The organism is Pedobacter yonginensis, assembly GCF_003173595.1.
GTDB lineage: Bacteria > Bacteroidota > Bacteroidia > Sphingobacteriales > Sphingobacteriaceae > Pedobacter > Pedobacter yonginense.
In genome coordinates, this window is sequence record NZ_QGNZ01000003.1 from 432,690 (window position 1) to 446,788 (window position 14,099).

At 37.8% G+C, this 14,099-nt stretch carries 13 protein-coding genes; 4 read left to right on the forward strand and 9 right to left on the reverse strand.

Annotated elements, in window-relative coordinates; translation table 11 throughout:
• Positions 1-12: 12 nt before the first annotated feature.
• From DHW03_RS13545 to DHW03_RS13560, 4 genes are all read right to left on the reverse strand, one after another.
• Positions 13-234, reverse strand: a complete 222-nt coding sequence (locus DHW03_RS13545; protein WP_109926369.1) for a VF530 family protein — start codon at positions 232-234, stop codon at positions 13-15.
• A 140-nt stretch (positions 235-374) separates the two neighbouring features.
• Positions 375-2,636, reverse strand: coding sequence for a M1 family metallopeptidase (locus DHW03_RS13550; protein WP_165825421.1), 2,262 nt, complete (start codon positions 2,634-2,636; stop codon positions 375-377).
• Positions 2,637-2,722: 86 nt separating this feature from the next.
• Complete coding sequence (locus DHW03_RS13555) at positions 2,723-3,463, reverse strand: hypothetical protein (RefSeq protein ID WP_109926370.1); 741 nt, start codon at positions 3,461-3,463, stop codon at positions 2,723-2,725.
• Between the two features lie 67 nt (positions 3,464-3,530).
• Complete coding sequence (locus DHW03_RS13560; protein WP_109926371.1) at positions 3,531-3,878, reverse strand: Spx/MgsR family RNA polymerase-binding regulatory protein; 348 nt, start codon at positions 3,876-3,878, stop codon at positions 3,531-3,533.
• A 196-nt stretch (positions 3,879-4,074) separates the two neighbouring features.
• Between DHW03_RS13560 and ribH the strand changes: the two genes are divergently transcribed.
• The 3 genes from ribH (at position 4,075) to ytxJ (ending at position 5,168) form a co-directional block, all read left to right on the forward strand.
• Positions 4,075-4,566, forward strand: a complete 492-nt coding sequence (ribH, locus tag DHW03_RS13565) for a 6,7-dimethyl-8-ribityllumazine synthase (RefSeq protein WP_109926372.1) — start codon at positions 4,075-4,077, stop codon at positions 4,564-4,566.
• A 51-nt stretch (positions 4,567-4,617) separates the two neighbouring features.
• Positions 4,618-4,740, forward strand: a complete 123-nt coding sequence (locus tag DHW03_RS19580) for a hypothetical protein (RefSeq protein ID WP_262503181.1) — start codon at positions 4,618-4,620, stop codon at positions 4,738-4,740.
• A 95-nt stretch (positions 4,741-4,835) separates the two neighbouring features.
• A complete protein-coding gene (gene ytxJ, locus DHW03_RS13570; RefSeq protein ID WP_109926373.1) occupies positions 4,836-5,168 on the forward strand; it encodes a bacillithiol system redox-active protein YtxJ in 333 nt (110 codons plus the stop codon).
• Between the two features lie 555 nt (positions 5,169-5,723).
• Here the strand turns inward: ytxJ and DHW03_RS13575 are convergent.
• From DHW03_RS13575 to bglX, 5 genes are all read right to left on the reverse strand, one after another.
• The gene (locus tag DHW03_RS13575) at positions 5,724-7,232 is read right to left on the reverse strand and encodes a malate:quinone oxidoreductase (protein ID WP_109926374.1); all 1,509 of its coding nucleotides are present in this window, start codon (positions 7,230-7,232) and stop codon (positions 5,724-5,726) included.
• A gap of 218 nt (positions 7,233-7,450) precedes the next feature.
• Positions 7,451-8,266 carry a sugar phosphate isomerase/epimerase family protein gene (locus tag DHW03_RS13580; protein WP_109926375.1) on the reverse strand — a complete coding sequence of 272 codons (816 nt, stop codon included), beginning with the start codon at positions 8,264-8,266 and terminating at the stop codon, positions 7,451-7,453.
• Entirely contained in the window at positions 8,266-9,093 is an 828-nt protein-coding gene (locus DHW03_RS13585; RefSeq protein WP_109926376.1) for a phytanoyl-CoA dioxygenase family protein, read from the reverse strand. The genes DHW03_RS13580 and DHW03_RS13585 overlap by 1 nt, the downstream gene beginning before the upstream one ends.
• Positions 9,094-9,097: 4 nt before the next feature.
• Complete coding sequence (locus tag DHW03_RS13590; protein ID WP_109926377.1) at positions 9,098-10,528, reverse strand: glucoamylase family protein; 1,431 nt, start codon at positions 10,526-10,528, stop codon at positions 9,098-9,100.
• The gene (bglX, locus tag DHW03_RS13595) at positions 10,516-12,798 is read right to left on the reverse strand and encodes a beta-glucosidase BglX (protein ID WP_109926378.1); all 2,283 of its coding nucleotides are present in this window, start codon (positions 12,796-12,798) and stop codon (positions 10,516-10,518) included. The genes DHW03_RS13590 and bglX overlap by 13 nt, the downstream gene beginning before the upstream one ends.
• Positions 12,799-13,097: 299 nt before the next feature.
• Between bglX and lipA the strand changes: the two genes are divergently transcribed.
• A complete protein-coding gene (gene lipA, locus DHW03_RS13600; RefSeq protein WP_109926379.1) occupies positions 13,098-13,991 on the forward strand; it encodes a lipoyl synthase in 894 nt (297 codons plus the stop codon).
• Positions 13,992-14,099: the final 108 nt, after the last annotated feature.

Below are 14,099 nucleotides of genomic sequence, written 5' to 3' on the forward strand. Positions count from 1 at the left end.
GATTGGCCGAAATTATTTATGAAAAGTATCTAGATAAAGACCCTCTACCTTTTTGCGTGCCCAAGGCATTCTTCTTAAAAATTTTAAGCTCGATTTGATGGTTTGATTATTATTAAAGCAATCAATTTTAATGAGCATACCTAATTTATCCCAACCATAATGAGTTTGAAGATCGGTAACGATTTTTTCTAGCGTGATGCCATGTAAAGGATTATTTTTTTGCGCTTCGGCCATTGTACAAAGTTATATTATTAAATAAATTATCTGAAATTATATTGTACGGCAACAGTGTTACGTCTTACATCATAGGCCAAACCCAGCGCAAAAAAAATGCCCGACAAATTTTGCCGGGCATTTTGAATGTATTTTAATCGCTATTTGTCTTTTGCAAAAACATAGCTTTCGCCACCCTGACTTAGGGTTACTTCTTTTTTAGTTAAGTCGAAATCCATATCGACGCCACCTTCTTCGAAAGAAAATTTATTACCGCTAACATAAGTTAATGGGAAGGGTTGTTGCCCAGTAGCCTGAACCATTAAATTCCCATCAGCTTTTGTAATCGTAATTTTAACCGGCATTTTTGCACTTGAATATACTCCAACATATTGATCTAAATTAACAGTCGATGTAGCTGCAGAACTGCCTTCACCCGAACTCCAGCTGTTGTTGTCGGCATTACCGTCTGGCAATACTTTATTCGGGTCTAAAACGACTGATACCACTTCCTCTGTTGTTGGATAACGAACTGTCCAACTGGTGTTTTTCATCCAAACATCAACCGGAACTTTTACAATTTCTGTTTTTCCGCTTTTGGTTTTAATTTGAAGTATAATTGGCATTGGCATTTTTTCCAGATTAACGACCTTGATGGTGTAACCTGTAATTTTTCCATCCTTTTTAACGGCCAAAACATCGGTAACGGCTTGATCCATTTTCCAGTTGTTTAACCACCAGCTTCTCCAAAACCAAGCTAAATCTTCGCCAGCTCCATTTTCCATCGAACGGAAAAAATCATAAGGTGTTGGGTGTTTAAATGCCCAGTTTTTAATGTATTGGCGAAAAGCAAAATCAAAGCGATCTTCCCCCAAAACTTGATCTCTTAAAATATTCAAGCCCCAACCTGGTTTGCTGTAAAGGTTAATTCCGATATTGGCTTCTGCCATGCCATCAGGCATCAACATAATATTTTCATATCTCGGATTGCCGATAACACTTTTACCAATTGCATTCATGTTGGCATCGCGTTGTTTGTATTCTCCGTTATTAAAGTTTTTAGATGATATTCCATTGATAAAGGTATTAAAACCTTCATCCATCCAACCAAACTTACGCTCATTGGAACCTACAATCATTGGGAACCAAGTATGTCCAAATTCATGATCGATAACGCCCCATGCACTTCCTTTTTTAGCTGTCCAACCGCAAAAAACAATCCCAGGATATTCCATACCACCAATATTTGTGGCTACGTTAACGGCCATTGGGTAAGGGTATTCGAACCATTTTGTGGAGTAATGTTCGATGGTTGTTTTCACATATTCTACACCACGACCATAAGAATCAACTCCATTGCTTTCTACAGGTTGCGCAGATACAGCCAACGATTTTTTACCGCTTGGCAAATTGATGCGAGCGGCATCTAACACAAAAGCTTTTGATGAGGCCCATGCGGCATCACGAGCATTGGTAATCTTAAATTTCCAAGTTAATTTGTCTTTAGCCGGACGAGATTTAGGATCGGTAACTTCGGCTTCTGTACGAATATGTACTGTTGCATCACTATTTTTAGCGGCATTCCATCTTTGTAATTGTGTTGGCGTAAAAACCTCTTGTGGGTTTAACAACTCTCCTGAACCCATTACAATATGGTTTGCAGGTGCTGTAATGGCAAAATTGATGTCGCCATATTCGCAATAAAACTCGCCACCGCCCCAATAAGGTAAAGTATTCCAGCCTATTACATCATCATAAACACACATGCGTGGAAACCATTGGGCAACAGCAAAAATCTCCCCATTTTTAGTGGTCAAATGTCCAGTTCTATCCGATCCTTCTTTTGGTAAAACATAAGAATAATCCATTTTTATGGTAACCAAATCTCCATTTGCAGCCATTGGCTGATCTAAACGAATCTGCATTCTCGTATCTTCAACTAAAGAGGTGAATTTTACAGGAGCCGCCTTTTGAGAAACTGAAATATTCTGGATTTTGTAGCCTCCATCAAATTTTTCCCCTTGGGCGCCATAACGACTTCTGCCTGGCGTGATTGCATAGCCACGCGACGTTTCCTTAAAGGTATTTTGATCTAATTGCAACCATAAATACGGCAATTTATCGGGACTATTATTTTTGTAAGTGATGGTAACTGTACCTGTAATGGTATTTTTTGTTTCATCTAAACTGGCCGTAATGTTGTAGTCAACACGGTTTTGCCAATATTTCGGGCCGGGAGTGCCCATGGCCGATCTGAATTCGTTACCATTTTGTGTGTAAAATAGAGGGCCAAAAGCATCTGAAGGGACATAGTTGCTGGCGGCTGGTGTTGTAGGGGTTGAAGCTTGTTGCGCAGAGACTTTAAACGCCACTAAACAACAAATCAAACTTAAAGTGATTAGTCTGTTTATTCTTAAATTCATAATAAGGTTGTTAGAATTGGTAAATATAAAAAATCTGCACATTAAGCCCTCATTGTGCAAATAATGTTACCAATTTGAAGGGAATTCTAGTTTGCCTTGAGTTTCGGCAAATCCTGAAGTTTTCTTTGTTGAGGAGTTAATTTTTTCCAAGCATAAAAAGCCCTTGATATGTAAAATGCGTAACGGTAAGGTCTTTCAGCTTTAACCTGCTCTACCGATGGGCGGTAAATAATCATGAAATTTTTTAATTCTTCGCCCTCTAATTTTGTTAGTTCTGTAACAGCCTTTTCGGTAAAATTATAATCTATTTCTTGTAAATAACCTTCTCGCTCCTCTAAATCAGCCTCTTTTCGTTGCTGCCTTTTGTACTTACCATAACCCAAATTGAGATTTAAGCCCCCAACTTTGTCCTTCATTCTTTTCCGATCTAAATTGCCACCAGTGTTAAGCAGTGTGTATTTTTCTGCTAGTGGATCTTTAGCATTCAAGATTTCCTTATTCATCTTTACTGCAGTAATATCTACATCGCTTAGGCTATTGCTTTTTACAGGAAGATAGATGGTTCTGTTCAACAAATTTGTTAAGTACAAGGTATCTGTATGATATCCTACTAAAGTAAATTCAATTAAATCACCAACATTAGCGCCAATGGTGTATTTACCGGCATTGTTGGTGGTTGAGGTTTTCTTGGTGGTTAAATTTCTAACCGTAACACCAGGTAATGAAAGTGTTTTTTTATTATAATCGAAAACAGCACCAGTTGCAACTGTTTGTGTAAATCCGCTAAAAGGAAGCGCAAGGAAAAGTAGAATGATTAGCCTATACATATTCAAAAGTAATTTAGTTTAACAGTTAAAACTCGCTTTTAACAAACTTTAACATTAAACAACTCAACTAGGCTAGTGTTTGCGCATATTTGTCATCATCAAATCCAATCAATATGGCTTTGCCGCCATTTTCTACAATGGGACGTTTAATTGCGCTTGTATTTTCCAATAAATATGCAATTGCTAAGTCTTGATTGTCAATTTTCGCTTGCTCCTCTTTACTTAGTTTTTTCCAAGTTAAACCCTTGCGATTTAATACCGTATCCCAACCAAAAGTATTGCACCACTCATTCAGCTTCTCTGTAGTGATGCCCTTTTTCTTAAAATCATGAAATTCAAAATCAATGTGATTCGCCTTTAACCAATCGAGAGATTTTTTTACTGTATTGCAATTTGGAATTCCGTAAACTTTCATAAATTTTGATTGAATATTTGCCCAAAGTTAAAAATTTATCCTTTCCATAAGCTTAGTCCTTACATTAAGGATAGCGCAGGTTAGTTAAAGCCTCTTTCTCTTTTTAAAACTGCGGTGTTGGGCAAAGCACATAAACTTACAACATTTAAACATTACTTTCTTTCAACATTGGAGGCTTAGCACTATCTTTGCACCCATGTCAACACAATTAAAAAATCTATCTGATTTTTCTCATACAACCGTTCCAAATGGAGCAAACTATACATTTGGAATTATTGTAGCCGAATGGAATGCAGAAATTACAGGTGCCCTGTATAATGGCGCATTAAAAACACTATTGGCAAATGGCGTAAAAGAAGAAAATATTCACTCGTTTCCTGTACCGGGGAGTTTTGAGTTGACTGGCGGTGCCGAAATTTTATTAAATAAAAGAAGCGATATTGACGCTGTAATCTGCCTAGGCTGTGTGATTCAAGGTGATACCAAACACTTCGATTTTATTTGCGATGCAGTTGCGCAAGGGGTAACAAATGTTGGCATAAAATACAGTAAACCAGTTATTTTTGGCGTTTTAACCACCAATAACTTAGAACAGGCTCAAGATAGAGCAGGTGGTAAACATGGCAATAAGGGCGATGAGGCGGCTATAACAGCAATTAAAATGGCCGATTTTTCTGCAAACATTTAAACCTAGGTTTTAATAAATATTTGTACATTAGAGTTTTAAAAATTGCATCAGATGAAAAAAGTTGCCATCTTATTATTGGCGGTGTTTTGCACCATTACCATTTTAGAATCTTGTTCTTCTAAACTTTGTCCAGCTTATGGTTCTTATCCAGAAGGCAGACGCAGAAGAAATTAATCTTCATTTCAATCTCATAACTTACCGCTTACGAAATTTTGCAGAACAATAGTTTGTCTGCAATTGTTGCTTTGTAAATAAATATTTATCATATCATGACTTGGGTTAACTTAACTTCGATGGAACAGCTAGATGAGATTAAAAACTCAAGTGGTTTCAGCCTTATCTTTAAACACAGTACGCGTTGCTCAATCAGCATGATGGCAAAAAAGAATTTTGAGTACAATTGGGAAGTTATTCCAGAAGATACCAAACTTTATTTTCTAGATTTAATTAGCTATAGAGAAATCTCAAATAAAATCGCTGATATCTTTCAAGTTGCACATCAATCACCTCAAATATTATTAATTAAAGATGGAGATTGCGTTTTAGAATCTTCACACAGCGATATTTCTCCAGAAGAAGTTGCAGAGGTAATTGCCGCTTAAAACTTCGCTTTTAAATATTTGAAAAGCAATAGCTGTGGTCTATCGGCTAGGTTCTGTCCCGCTGTTTCTCCAAGCGCTATGAAAAATAGCGGCTTTCCGTGCCATCGGGTTTAATTTGCAATTGAAGTAAATCAATTAACGTGTTGGGTGCGTTCGCATTGCAAAGTATAATTTTGCAAGCGCAGGTTGATTTATAAGACAAGCTCGACAACACCTGAAAAGGATTTTCCAGACCCTTACGTCATGCTGAATTAATTTCAGCATCTTAATGGGATCAAAATTGGTTTATCCTTATGCGCACCGAAAATACATTTAAAAACCCAGCTAAGACCCTGAAATAAATTCAGGGTGACGACTTCCTATAACGATCTCTTAGAAGACATCCGTCATGCTGAATTAATTTCAGCATCTTAATGGATATTGGCTTGCTTCGGTCTTTCCCCCTCACAGCTTTTTCGGTTCGTGAAAGCACGAACCGAGGCTTCTGAAAGAGATTTAAAAATTACTTATGCTGTATTTGCGTGCGGTGATACCAACCAATAATCTAATAGAAGATTAAGCGTGTTCTATTTTTAAAATTTTAGAAGTTCTGCTTCTTGTTTCTTTGCAAAGCGTTTCATCATTGGCCAATGCTTTACCGTAAGTAGGAATCATTGCTTTAATCTTCGCTTGCCATTCTGGGGTCTCCAAATCTTCTTTGAAACAACGCTCTAACAAATCCAGCATAATAGATACTGCTGTAGATGCACCTGGCGATGCGCCAAGAAGCGCCGCAATAGAACCATCAGACGCATTTACCACTTCAGTTCCAAACTCTAAAATACCGCCCTGCTTCTCATCCTTTTTGATTACTTGAACACGCTGACCGGCGTACTCCAATTCCCAATCCTTTAGCTCTGCTTTTGGAAGATATTCTTTTAGGGCTTCCAGTCTATCTTCAGGCGATTGTCTAACCTGCTCAATTAAATATTTCGTCAAATCAAGATTATGTAAGCCTGCCGAAAGCATCGGGCGGATGTTGTTAAATTTGATTGATTTTGGCAAATCTAAGAACGAACCATTTTTTAAAAATTTAGTGGAAAAACCAGCATAAGGACCAAACAATAAGGCTTGTTTACCATTAATCATTCTGGTATCTAAATGCGGAACCGACATAGGTGGTGCACCAACCGCAGCCTTGCCATAAACTTTCGCGTGATGTTTGGCAATAATTTCTTCATTGGTACATTTTAGCCATTGCCCACTCACTGGGAAACCACCAAAACCTTTTCCTTCAGGGATGTCAGATTTTTCTAACAGTGGCAAAGAACCACCACCAGCACCGATAAATACAAACTTGGCAACACGCTTACGCTTATCACCACTTTCTAAATCTTTTACTTTAATAACCCAATTCCCATCCTTATTTTTCGTTAAATCGCGAATTTCGTGATTAAAATAAAGATTTACATGCGCTTGCTCTTTAAGATTATTGAACATATCGCGGGTAAGCGAACCAAAATTTACGTCAGTACCCAAATCCATTTTGGTTGCAGCCACTTTTTCACCCTTCTTACGCCCATCCATAATCAATGGAGCCCAATCTTTAACAACCTCAGTATCTTCGGTGTACTCCATATCCTTAAACAAATCGCATGTTTGCAAGGCATCGTAACGTTTTTTAAGATAATCTACATTCTTTTTCCCCCACACAAAACTCATATGCGGAATTTTACGAATGAAGTTTTCTGGATCAGAAATTAATCCTTTTTCAACCAAATAAGACCAAAACTGTTTGGAAACCTCAAAATGCTCTGCAATTTGCACGGCTTTCTTAATTTCAACCGTTCCATCTTTCTTTTCGGGCGTGTAATTTAATTCACAAAAAGCCGAGTGACCCGTACCTGCGTTATTCCAGGCATCAGAACTTTCTGCTGCTGCAATATCTAAGCGTTCGTAAATTTCTATACTTAAATTAGGCTCTAGTTGTTTTAACAAAACCCCAAGGGTTGCACTCATGATGCCAGCCCCTATTAAAATTACATCTGCGTCAGTTTTACCAACTGTCTTTTTCTTTTTTGTCATCTTATCTTAAAGGAGTTACAAATTTAGAATGATTTGAATTATGACACGAATTTTAAGCGATTAAAACTTAAAATATTGCTAAATAATTAGAAATTATACCACATCAGATATCCTTTCAGACAAAATTTATTCCAAAATAAATCCTATTTCGACTTAATTACAAAAACTACATTAAAACCACATGAGAAAACCTATTGAATTCCCTTATGCTTACCCGATTATAGATTCTGAAGCAAGAAATCTTTCATTTTTAAGTTCAATTCCCATTGGTCTGCTACAGGCACACCACTAAAAGGCAGGCTTGGCAGATAGGGCTGTGGGCCGAACTCCGTTAAAAAGGTGAATTCCTTCCCTTCATTGGCTTCCAAAATTTGTTTCCACCAATGCAAAAATTGTGCTGTAGTCGCTGTCCATTCTGGCGCCATAAAATGATTGACCTGTGAGGCTTGTGCAAAACCTATTCTGGCATGTACATGCCTTACCCTGGGGAAAATTTTATCCAAAATTTCGTCTTGCCCCACCAATAAACTTTCCGATACATTGCACCAATGGGATAAATCTGCGGTAAGTTCTAATTCAGGGAATTTCTCTAAGTATTCTAACGTTTTTAAGCTATGGAAGGAGAACTTCCCACGATGTGTTTCATGGATGATCTTAACATCATTTTTTTCAGAAAGCTCCAGAGCACATTCAATAAACGCACAATTTTCATCAAAGCTGAAAAAATCTGTCCCTGTTTGCACATTAATAAAATCTGGCTTTAACAAAATAACTTCTTCCAGCCTACGCTTATACCTTTTTAAATGATCCTGAAAACCTTCGTTCTGATAGGCTAAAACTGCCTGACCTACAAACGTAAAATCTTCAGTAGCTCTTATTTCATCCAATTTCAACAGAAACTCAGAAACGTATTGCTGATCTTGAGGCATATTAATTTCTATACCTGCATAATCATTCGCCTTAACATAATCTAAAAAATAGGAAGCAGACCAAGATCCACTTCCCCATTGGGTGGCTAAAACTTTAATCTTCATTATTTAAGTGCCTCATCCTTTTCTTTAATTAAAAAGTCTGTACTGCCGGATAGCCCTTCTGATGCACTGGTCATCAATGCCTCATCTGCAACGGTTTCAATAGGTTTTATACAACTTAGGTTTGGTTCATTATAAGGGATGTTAGAGGCTCGGTTATAGCAGGAGATTAAGCTCCACCTAGGAAAATCTGATGTATTGGCTTCCGAACGGTGCAGTAAATTGGGATGAAAAAATAAGGCATCTCCAGCTTTTAATTCAACGAAAACATGTTCCATGGTTTTCAACGCCAAATCTACATAGCGCTGAGAGGCACCAACTTGCTCGCCAGAAAATCCGTGTTCTACCCTTCCCATTTTATGGGTTCCTTTTATGACTTGTAAACAGCCGTTTTCTTTATTGGCATCAGTAATGGCAATCATTACAGAAATCATCTGCTCTGGAAATAAAAATTCGTTTTTATACCAATATCCATAATCTTGGTGCCACTCCCAAGCACCCCCTACTTTTGGCTCTTTCTGCATCAGTTTAGAGTGAAAGTGACAAACGGCTGCGTCTCCATCTAGCAACTTATCTACATTATGAATCATCCTATCAGACTTGGTCAGTAGTCCATAGGTATCATTACTTGGGGTGTACCAAAGGCTTAATTTTGTCTTTTTACCAGTTTGATCGTTTAAATCAAAAGCATTTTTTTTCATCACATCATCATTTACCGCTATTGAGTGAAGTTTCTGAGCCTCTTCTGACGATAAAAACCGATTAACGATAATAAACCCATCTTGATGATATTGGGCAATTTGTTCTGAAGTTAGGTTAAAGCTACTCATAATCTTATTTTTTTAGTAAAGGGCTATTGGTGGTGAAACTTAGTCGTTTTAGCCCGGTTTTAATTTCTGGAGTGTTCATAAACAATTTCCAAAGCAAGCCCGTTCTATAGTTTTCAATCATAACCACAATCGGACCTTGATCTATCGCCAAATAAGTATTTGATGACCAATTTTTACCTAGATGGAATCCATCATGAAAACCATACTCTCCCCATATTTTATTACCCAATTCTTCGTAGAAATAACGCATGGCTTGCATACTTTCTTTTGGTGTAAATGGCATAGATGAGATTGCTGCTGTGGGTTGAATTACCCCAAAATCGTTATCAGGGCTGTGTGCGATATAACCTTTATAGCTGTCTCCAGCGGTAAGCCCCCAACATTTTTCGCTATAGCCAACGTGTTTCTTTGGATTTTCGATACAATAGGCCCTGTTTATCAGTGTATGATTTCTGGTTTGTACTTCATAATCTACATTTAAACTATCTTTCAATCCTCTTGGATCAATGCCTTGAAATGTATATTGTTCAAAGAAAAGTGGCCCACCTTTATCAGAATCATAATTGCCTAAAGGGAGTTCGTAGCCATAATATTTTTTTCCATTTTTAAACCCTGTAGATCCTGCCCAGGTGCCGTTATAAGCATCTCTAGAAATGGGATGCCAATTAGAGGAAGCTGCCATAAGGTAAGTAATTAGGGCCTCGTTCCAGCCCCAAATCGGAAAATTCATATCAAAACCTTGATAGGGCGACCAATGCCAGTAGAGTTTTTTCTCGTTATTGGTAAACCAGTTCCAATTGATGGTATCCCACATATCATTTACCCTTTTTTTAAGGTAGAGTTCTTTGGTGGTGTTCTGATTAAAATATTCTCTGGCACATAAAAAGCCCATCATAAGGTAGGAGGTTTCTACTAAATCTGCACCGTCATCAAGCCTTCCGAAAGGAATGGCTTTTCCCGTTGTGCCATCCATAAAGTGCGGAAAAGCCCCATGAAAACGATCTGCCTTGGTCAGGAAATCTGCAATTTGAATAATTCTATCCAATCCAGCTTCTCTCGAAATCCACTTCCGCTCCACAGCAACAACGGTACTCATAATACCGAAACCAGTTCCACCCACAGCGATGGCTTCTGGCCCGAAAGTTCCTTTACTTAGATTAGGTTCATCCCATGCTTGATTGATGTAATCCCAGTAATAGTTAGCGTTAACGGTATTGCTTCTTTCTCTAGCCATGCCAGATACCGGATGGCCGTAGTGCCAAAAGAAACGGAAAGTTTGTTTTTGTACAGTCTCCATTAAATCTGCATCAGATAGCCCTTTTTTTACCCCCATAATCGGGATTTGTTCTTTAACTTTCGCTTCATTGGGTTTTTGTGCAAATAAGGCAATAGGAAGCCAGGCAAAAAGCAGTGCTAAAAATTTTATTTTTTCCATAATATAGTTTTAGTGGTTAAATTTTGAGAATTAGTTCCAATCATAATATCAAATTCACCCTCCTCCCAGTCGTACGTTAATTCCTCGTTATAAAATTTTAGTAATTCTGGAGTGATATCGAAAGTGATGGTTTTGGTTTCATTTTTGTTTAGCGAAACCGCTTTAAAACCTTTAAGTTCTTTAACCGGACGCGTAATACTGGCAACTTTATCCCTGATGTAGAGTTGTACAATTTCCTCACCATCGTAGTTTCCAATATTTGAGATGGCAATACTAACCTTTAGCGTTTCGTTTCCTTGTAATTGGCCTTTAGATAACTGTAACTCGCCATATTTAAATTGAGTATAACTTAACCCAAAACCAAATGGAAACAATGGCGTATTCTTTTCATCAAGATAATTCGATTTATATTTTTCGAAACGATTATCCGTAAATTCTAATGGTCTTCCAGTATTTTTATGATTGTAATAAATCGGTATCTGCCCTCCAGAACGGGGAAAAGTCATGCTCAATTTACCTGACGGATTCACTTGTCCAAACAAAACATCTGTTATGGCATGCCCAGCCTCTATACCTGGAAACCAAACATTCAGTAAAGCATCTGGATAATCGATCATGTTAGTAAGATCCAAAGGTCTGCCGGTAAATAAAACAACTGCGATTGGCTTACCTAATTTTTTCATTTCACGAAGCAGCGAAAGTTGATTTCCTGGAAAACGAATATCCGTTCTGCTGGAGCATTCTCCTGTCATTTCTGAAGCTTCGCCCAACACTAAAACGATCTTATCTGCTTTTTTTGCTGTTTCGATAGCTTCTTGCAATAAAATTTCGGGCGATTTTTTAGGCTGTTCTTTAGCAAATTCGATGTATGAATTTTTTTCGAGCTCAACATTTTCTGTGATGTTGCAACCTCTTGAAAAGTAGAAATTATTCTTTTCCTTAAGTTCCTCTAATGCAGCTTTCAAAGTGATAGATTCCCTATAATCGGTAGCTACAGCCCAAGTGCCGGGCATATTGATCTGGTCATCCAACAAAGGCCCTATAAAGGCTATTTTATCTGTTCTCTTAAACGGAAGTGCATTTTGGTCGTTCTTCATTAAAACAAAAGTCTGAGCAGCAATTTCTCTAGCGATTTTTCGGTGCTCAGCCGTTAAAATATCTGTTTTCAATCTCTTCTCATCAATATAACGATAAGGATCATCAAACAGACCCAAGTTATACTTCATTTCTAGAATCCTTCTGCACGCTTTATTGATGTCTTCTTCTAAAACTTTACCTTCATCCAAAGATTTTTTTAGGGTTTTTAGAAAGTCCTCTCCCACCATATCCATATCTGTCCCGGCCTGGAATGCTCTGGCAGCAACTTGCTGATTGTCTCCCAAACCGTGTGCGATTAATTCCTTAATGGCTGTAAAATCTGTCACCACGAAACCATTAAATCCCCATTGCTTTCTCAGTACATCGGTGAGCAACCATTTGTTAGCGGTTGAAGGAACGCCATTAATATCATTAAATGAAGTCATCACCGATCCTACCCCTGCATCAATCGCAGCTTTATATGGCGGAAAATATTCGTTATACATTCGATTCTTACTCATATCTACCGAGTTATAATCTCGTCCCGCTTCAGAAGCGCCATATAATGCAAAGTGTTTTACACAAGCGAGAATGGTATTGTTAAGCGAAAGGTCATTGCCTTGATAGCCTCTTACAAAGGACTCCGTAATTCTAGATGCTAGGAAAGGATCTTCTCCTGCCCCCTCTGCTACCCTTCCCCACCTTGGGTCTCTACCAATGTCTGCCATGGGAGAATAAGTCCAATTAATTCCATCTGCAGAAGCCTCCTTTGCAGAAATTTGCGCTACTTTTTCGGCTAAATTGGGTCTCCAAGAGGCAGAAAGCGCCAATGGAATAGGAAAACCGGTTTTGTAACCATGTATAACATCTAAGCCGAAAATGAGTGGTATTTTCAAACGAGACTGTGAAACTGCTATTTCTTGCGTTTTTTTGATGCGGCTAAGTGTTGTCATATTAAGCACAGCACCTAACTTTCCTTCTTTGATGTATTTCTCAGCATCCTCACTTACCGCGGCACCCGTTTGAATATTTCCCGGCGGTGAAATAAGATTGAGTTGACCTATTTTTTCATCAATAGTCATTTTGCTCATCAAATCGTTAATAAAGCGATTTCTTTTGGAATCGTTTTGAGAAAAAGCAACCGAAATGTTTAGTGAAAGGATGAAAAAAAATACAATTTTGATTTTCTTCATTTATGATAAAGGATATGGTTAGAAAAATATTTTTGGATCACATCATTAAAACCTATTGAAATCTCAATTCTTCGATGTTGCCAAATAACAAAGAATATAAAAATATTTAACAGAAGCAAATTGTTCCGATAAATATCGCTCGAAAAGAATTTTTATGGAGTTTACAAATCATAGGAACTGCATTTGATTTATAGCGCAAAATTTGTGGCTATTCTTTTCCACATTGAGGCATAAAAACATTACAACGCGCTAACATTCGAACATTGCTACATTTCAATCCTAATCCTTAACTTTGTATTATGATCGATTTACCGGTAGTACCTGCTGTAACTGAAGTTAAACGTAAGCCAGATTGGCTGCGTGTAAAATTACCTGTTGGAAAGGAATATGCCCAAGTTAGGAGTTTGGTTGATACACATAAACTTCATACCATTTGCGAAAGTGGTAATTGCCCGAACATGGGCGAATGCTGGGGTGCAGGTACCGCAACTTTTATGATTTTAGGTAATATCTGTACCAGAAGTTGTTCTTTTTGTGCGGTTGCAACGGGCAGGCCATTAGCTGTTGATCTTGATGAGCCTAATCGTGTAGCCAACTCCGTTAAGTTAATGGGTGTAAAGCATTGTGTAATTACCTCTGTAGATCGTGATGATTTAAAAGATGGTGGTTCGATCATTTGGGCAGAAACGCTTCAAGCCATCCGTAAAGAAAGTCCAATTACTACCCTCGAAACATTGATTCCAGATTTCAGAGGAATATGGGATAACCTATATCGAGTTTTAGAGGAAAGACCTGAAGTGGTTTCTCACAACATGGAAACGGTTAAACGCCTAACCAGGCAGGTGCGTATCCAAGCAAAATACGATAGGAGTTTAGAGGCTTTAAAAAGAATATCTGAATTTGGTTTAAGAACCAAAACCGGTATTATGCTGGGTTTAGGAGAAACCGAAGATGACATTTTTGAGGCCATGGATGATTTGGTTGCTAATGGCGTACATATTCTTACTTTAGGACAATATTTACAACCCACACGAAACCATCACCCTGTGGTAGATTGGATTCACCCAGACACTTTTGCAATGTATAAAGAAGTTGGATTGGCTAAGGGTTTAAAATATGTAGAAAGTGGGCCTTTGGTAAGGTCGTCTTATCACGCAGAAAAACACCTTTTTCCAATAGAGGGAATTGCATAGACATACAATCTTCAATTTAATTTCAGCAAAATCGAACTCTAAAAAGGAATATGTTCTCAAAACATTTTTTTGGTTTTGTTGTTCAGTATTGTATCTTAGTAACCAATA

What these genes read in the sequence shown, in the direction of transcription:
- DHW03_RS13555 (WP_109926370.1), bottom strand. Translation starts at nt 3,463, where the DNA reads ATGTATAGGCTAATCATTCTACTTTTCCTTGCGCTTCCTTTTAGCGGA.
- DHW03_RS19580 (WP_262503181.1), top strand. Translation starts at nt 4,618, where the DNA reads ATGAAAAAAGTTGCCATCTTATTATTGGCGGTGTTTTGCACCATTACC.
- DHW03_RS13590 (WP_109926377.1), bottom strand. Translation starts at nt 10,528, where the DNA reads ATGGAAAAAATAAAATTTTTAGCACTGCTTTTTGCCTGGCTTCCTATT.
- DHW03_RS13550 (WP_165825421.1), bottom strand. Translation starts at nt 2,636, where the DNA reads ATGAATTTAAGAATAAACAGACTAATCACTTTAAGTTTGATTTGTTGT.
- bglX (WP_109926378.1), bottom strand. Translation starts at nt 12,798, where the DNA reads ATGAAGAAAATCAAAATTGTATTTTTTTTCATCCTTTCACTAAACATT.
- lipA (WP_109926379.1), top strand. Translation starts at nt 13,098, where the DNA reads ATGATCGATTTACCGGTAGTACCTGCTGTAACTGAAGTTAAACGTAAG.
- DHW03_RS13580 (WP_109926375.1), bottom strand. Translation starts at nt 8,266, where the DNA reads ATGAAGATTAAAGTTTTAGCCACCCAATGGGGAAGTGGATCTTGGTCT.
- DHW03_RS13575 (WP_109926374.1), bottom strand. Translation starts at nt 7,232, where the DNA reads ATGACAAAAAAGAAAAAGACAGTTGGTAAAACTGACGCAGATGTAATT.
- DHW03_RS13545 (WP_109926369.1), bottom strand. Translation starts at nt 234, where the DNA reads ATGGCCGAAGCGCAAAAAAATAATCCTTTACATGGCATCACGCTAGAA.
- ribH (WP_109926372.1), top strand. Translation starts at nt 4,075, where the DNA reads ATGTCAACACAATTAAAAAATCTATCTGATTTTTCTCATACAACCGTT.
- DHW03_RS13560 (WP_109926371.1), bottom strand. Translation starts at nt 3,878, where the DNA reads ATGAAAGTTTACGGAATTCCAAATTGCAATACAGTAAAAAAATCTCTC.
- ytxJ (WP_109926373.1), top strand. Translation starts at nt 4,836, where the DNA reads ATGACTTGGGTTAACTTAACTTCGATGGAACAGCTAGATGAGATTAAA.
- DHW03_RS13585 (WP_109926376.1), bottom strand. Translation starts at nt 9,093, where the DNA reads ATGAGTAGCTTTAACCTAACTTCAGAACAAATTGCCCAATATCATCAA.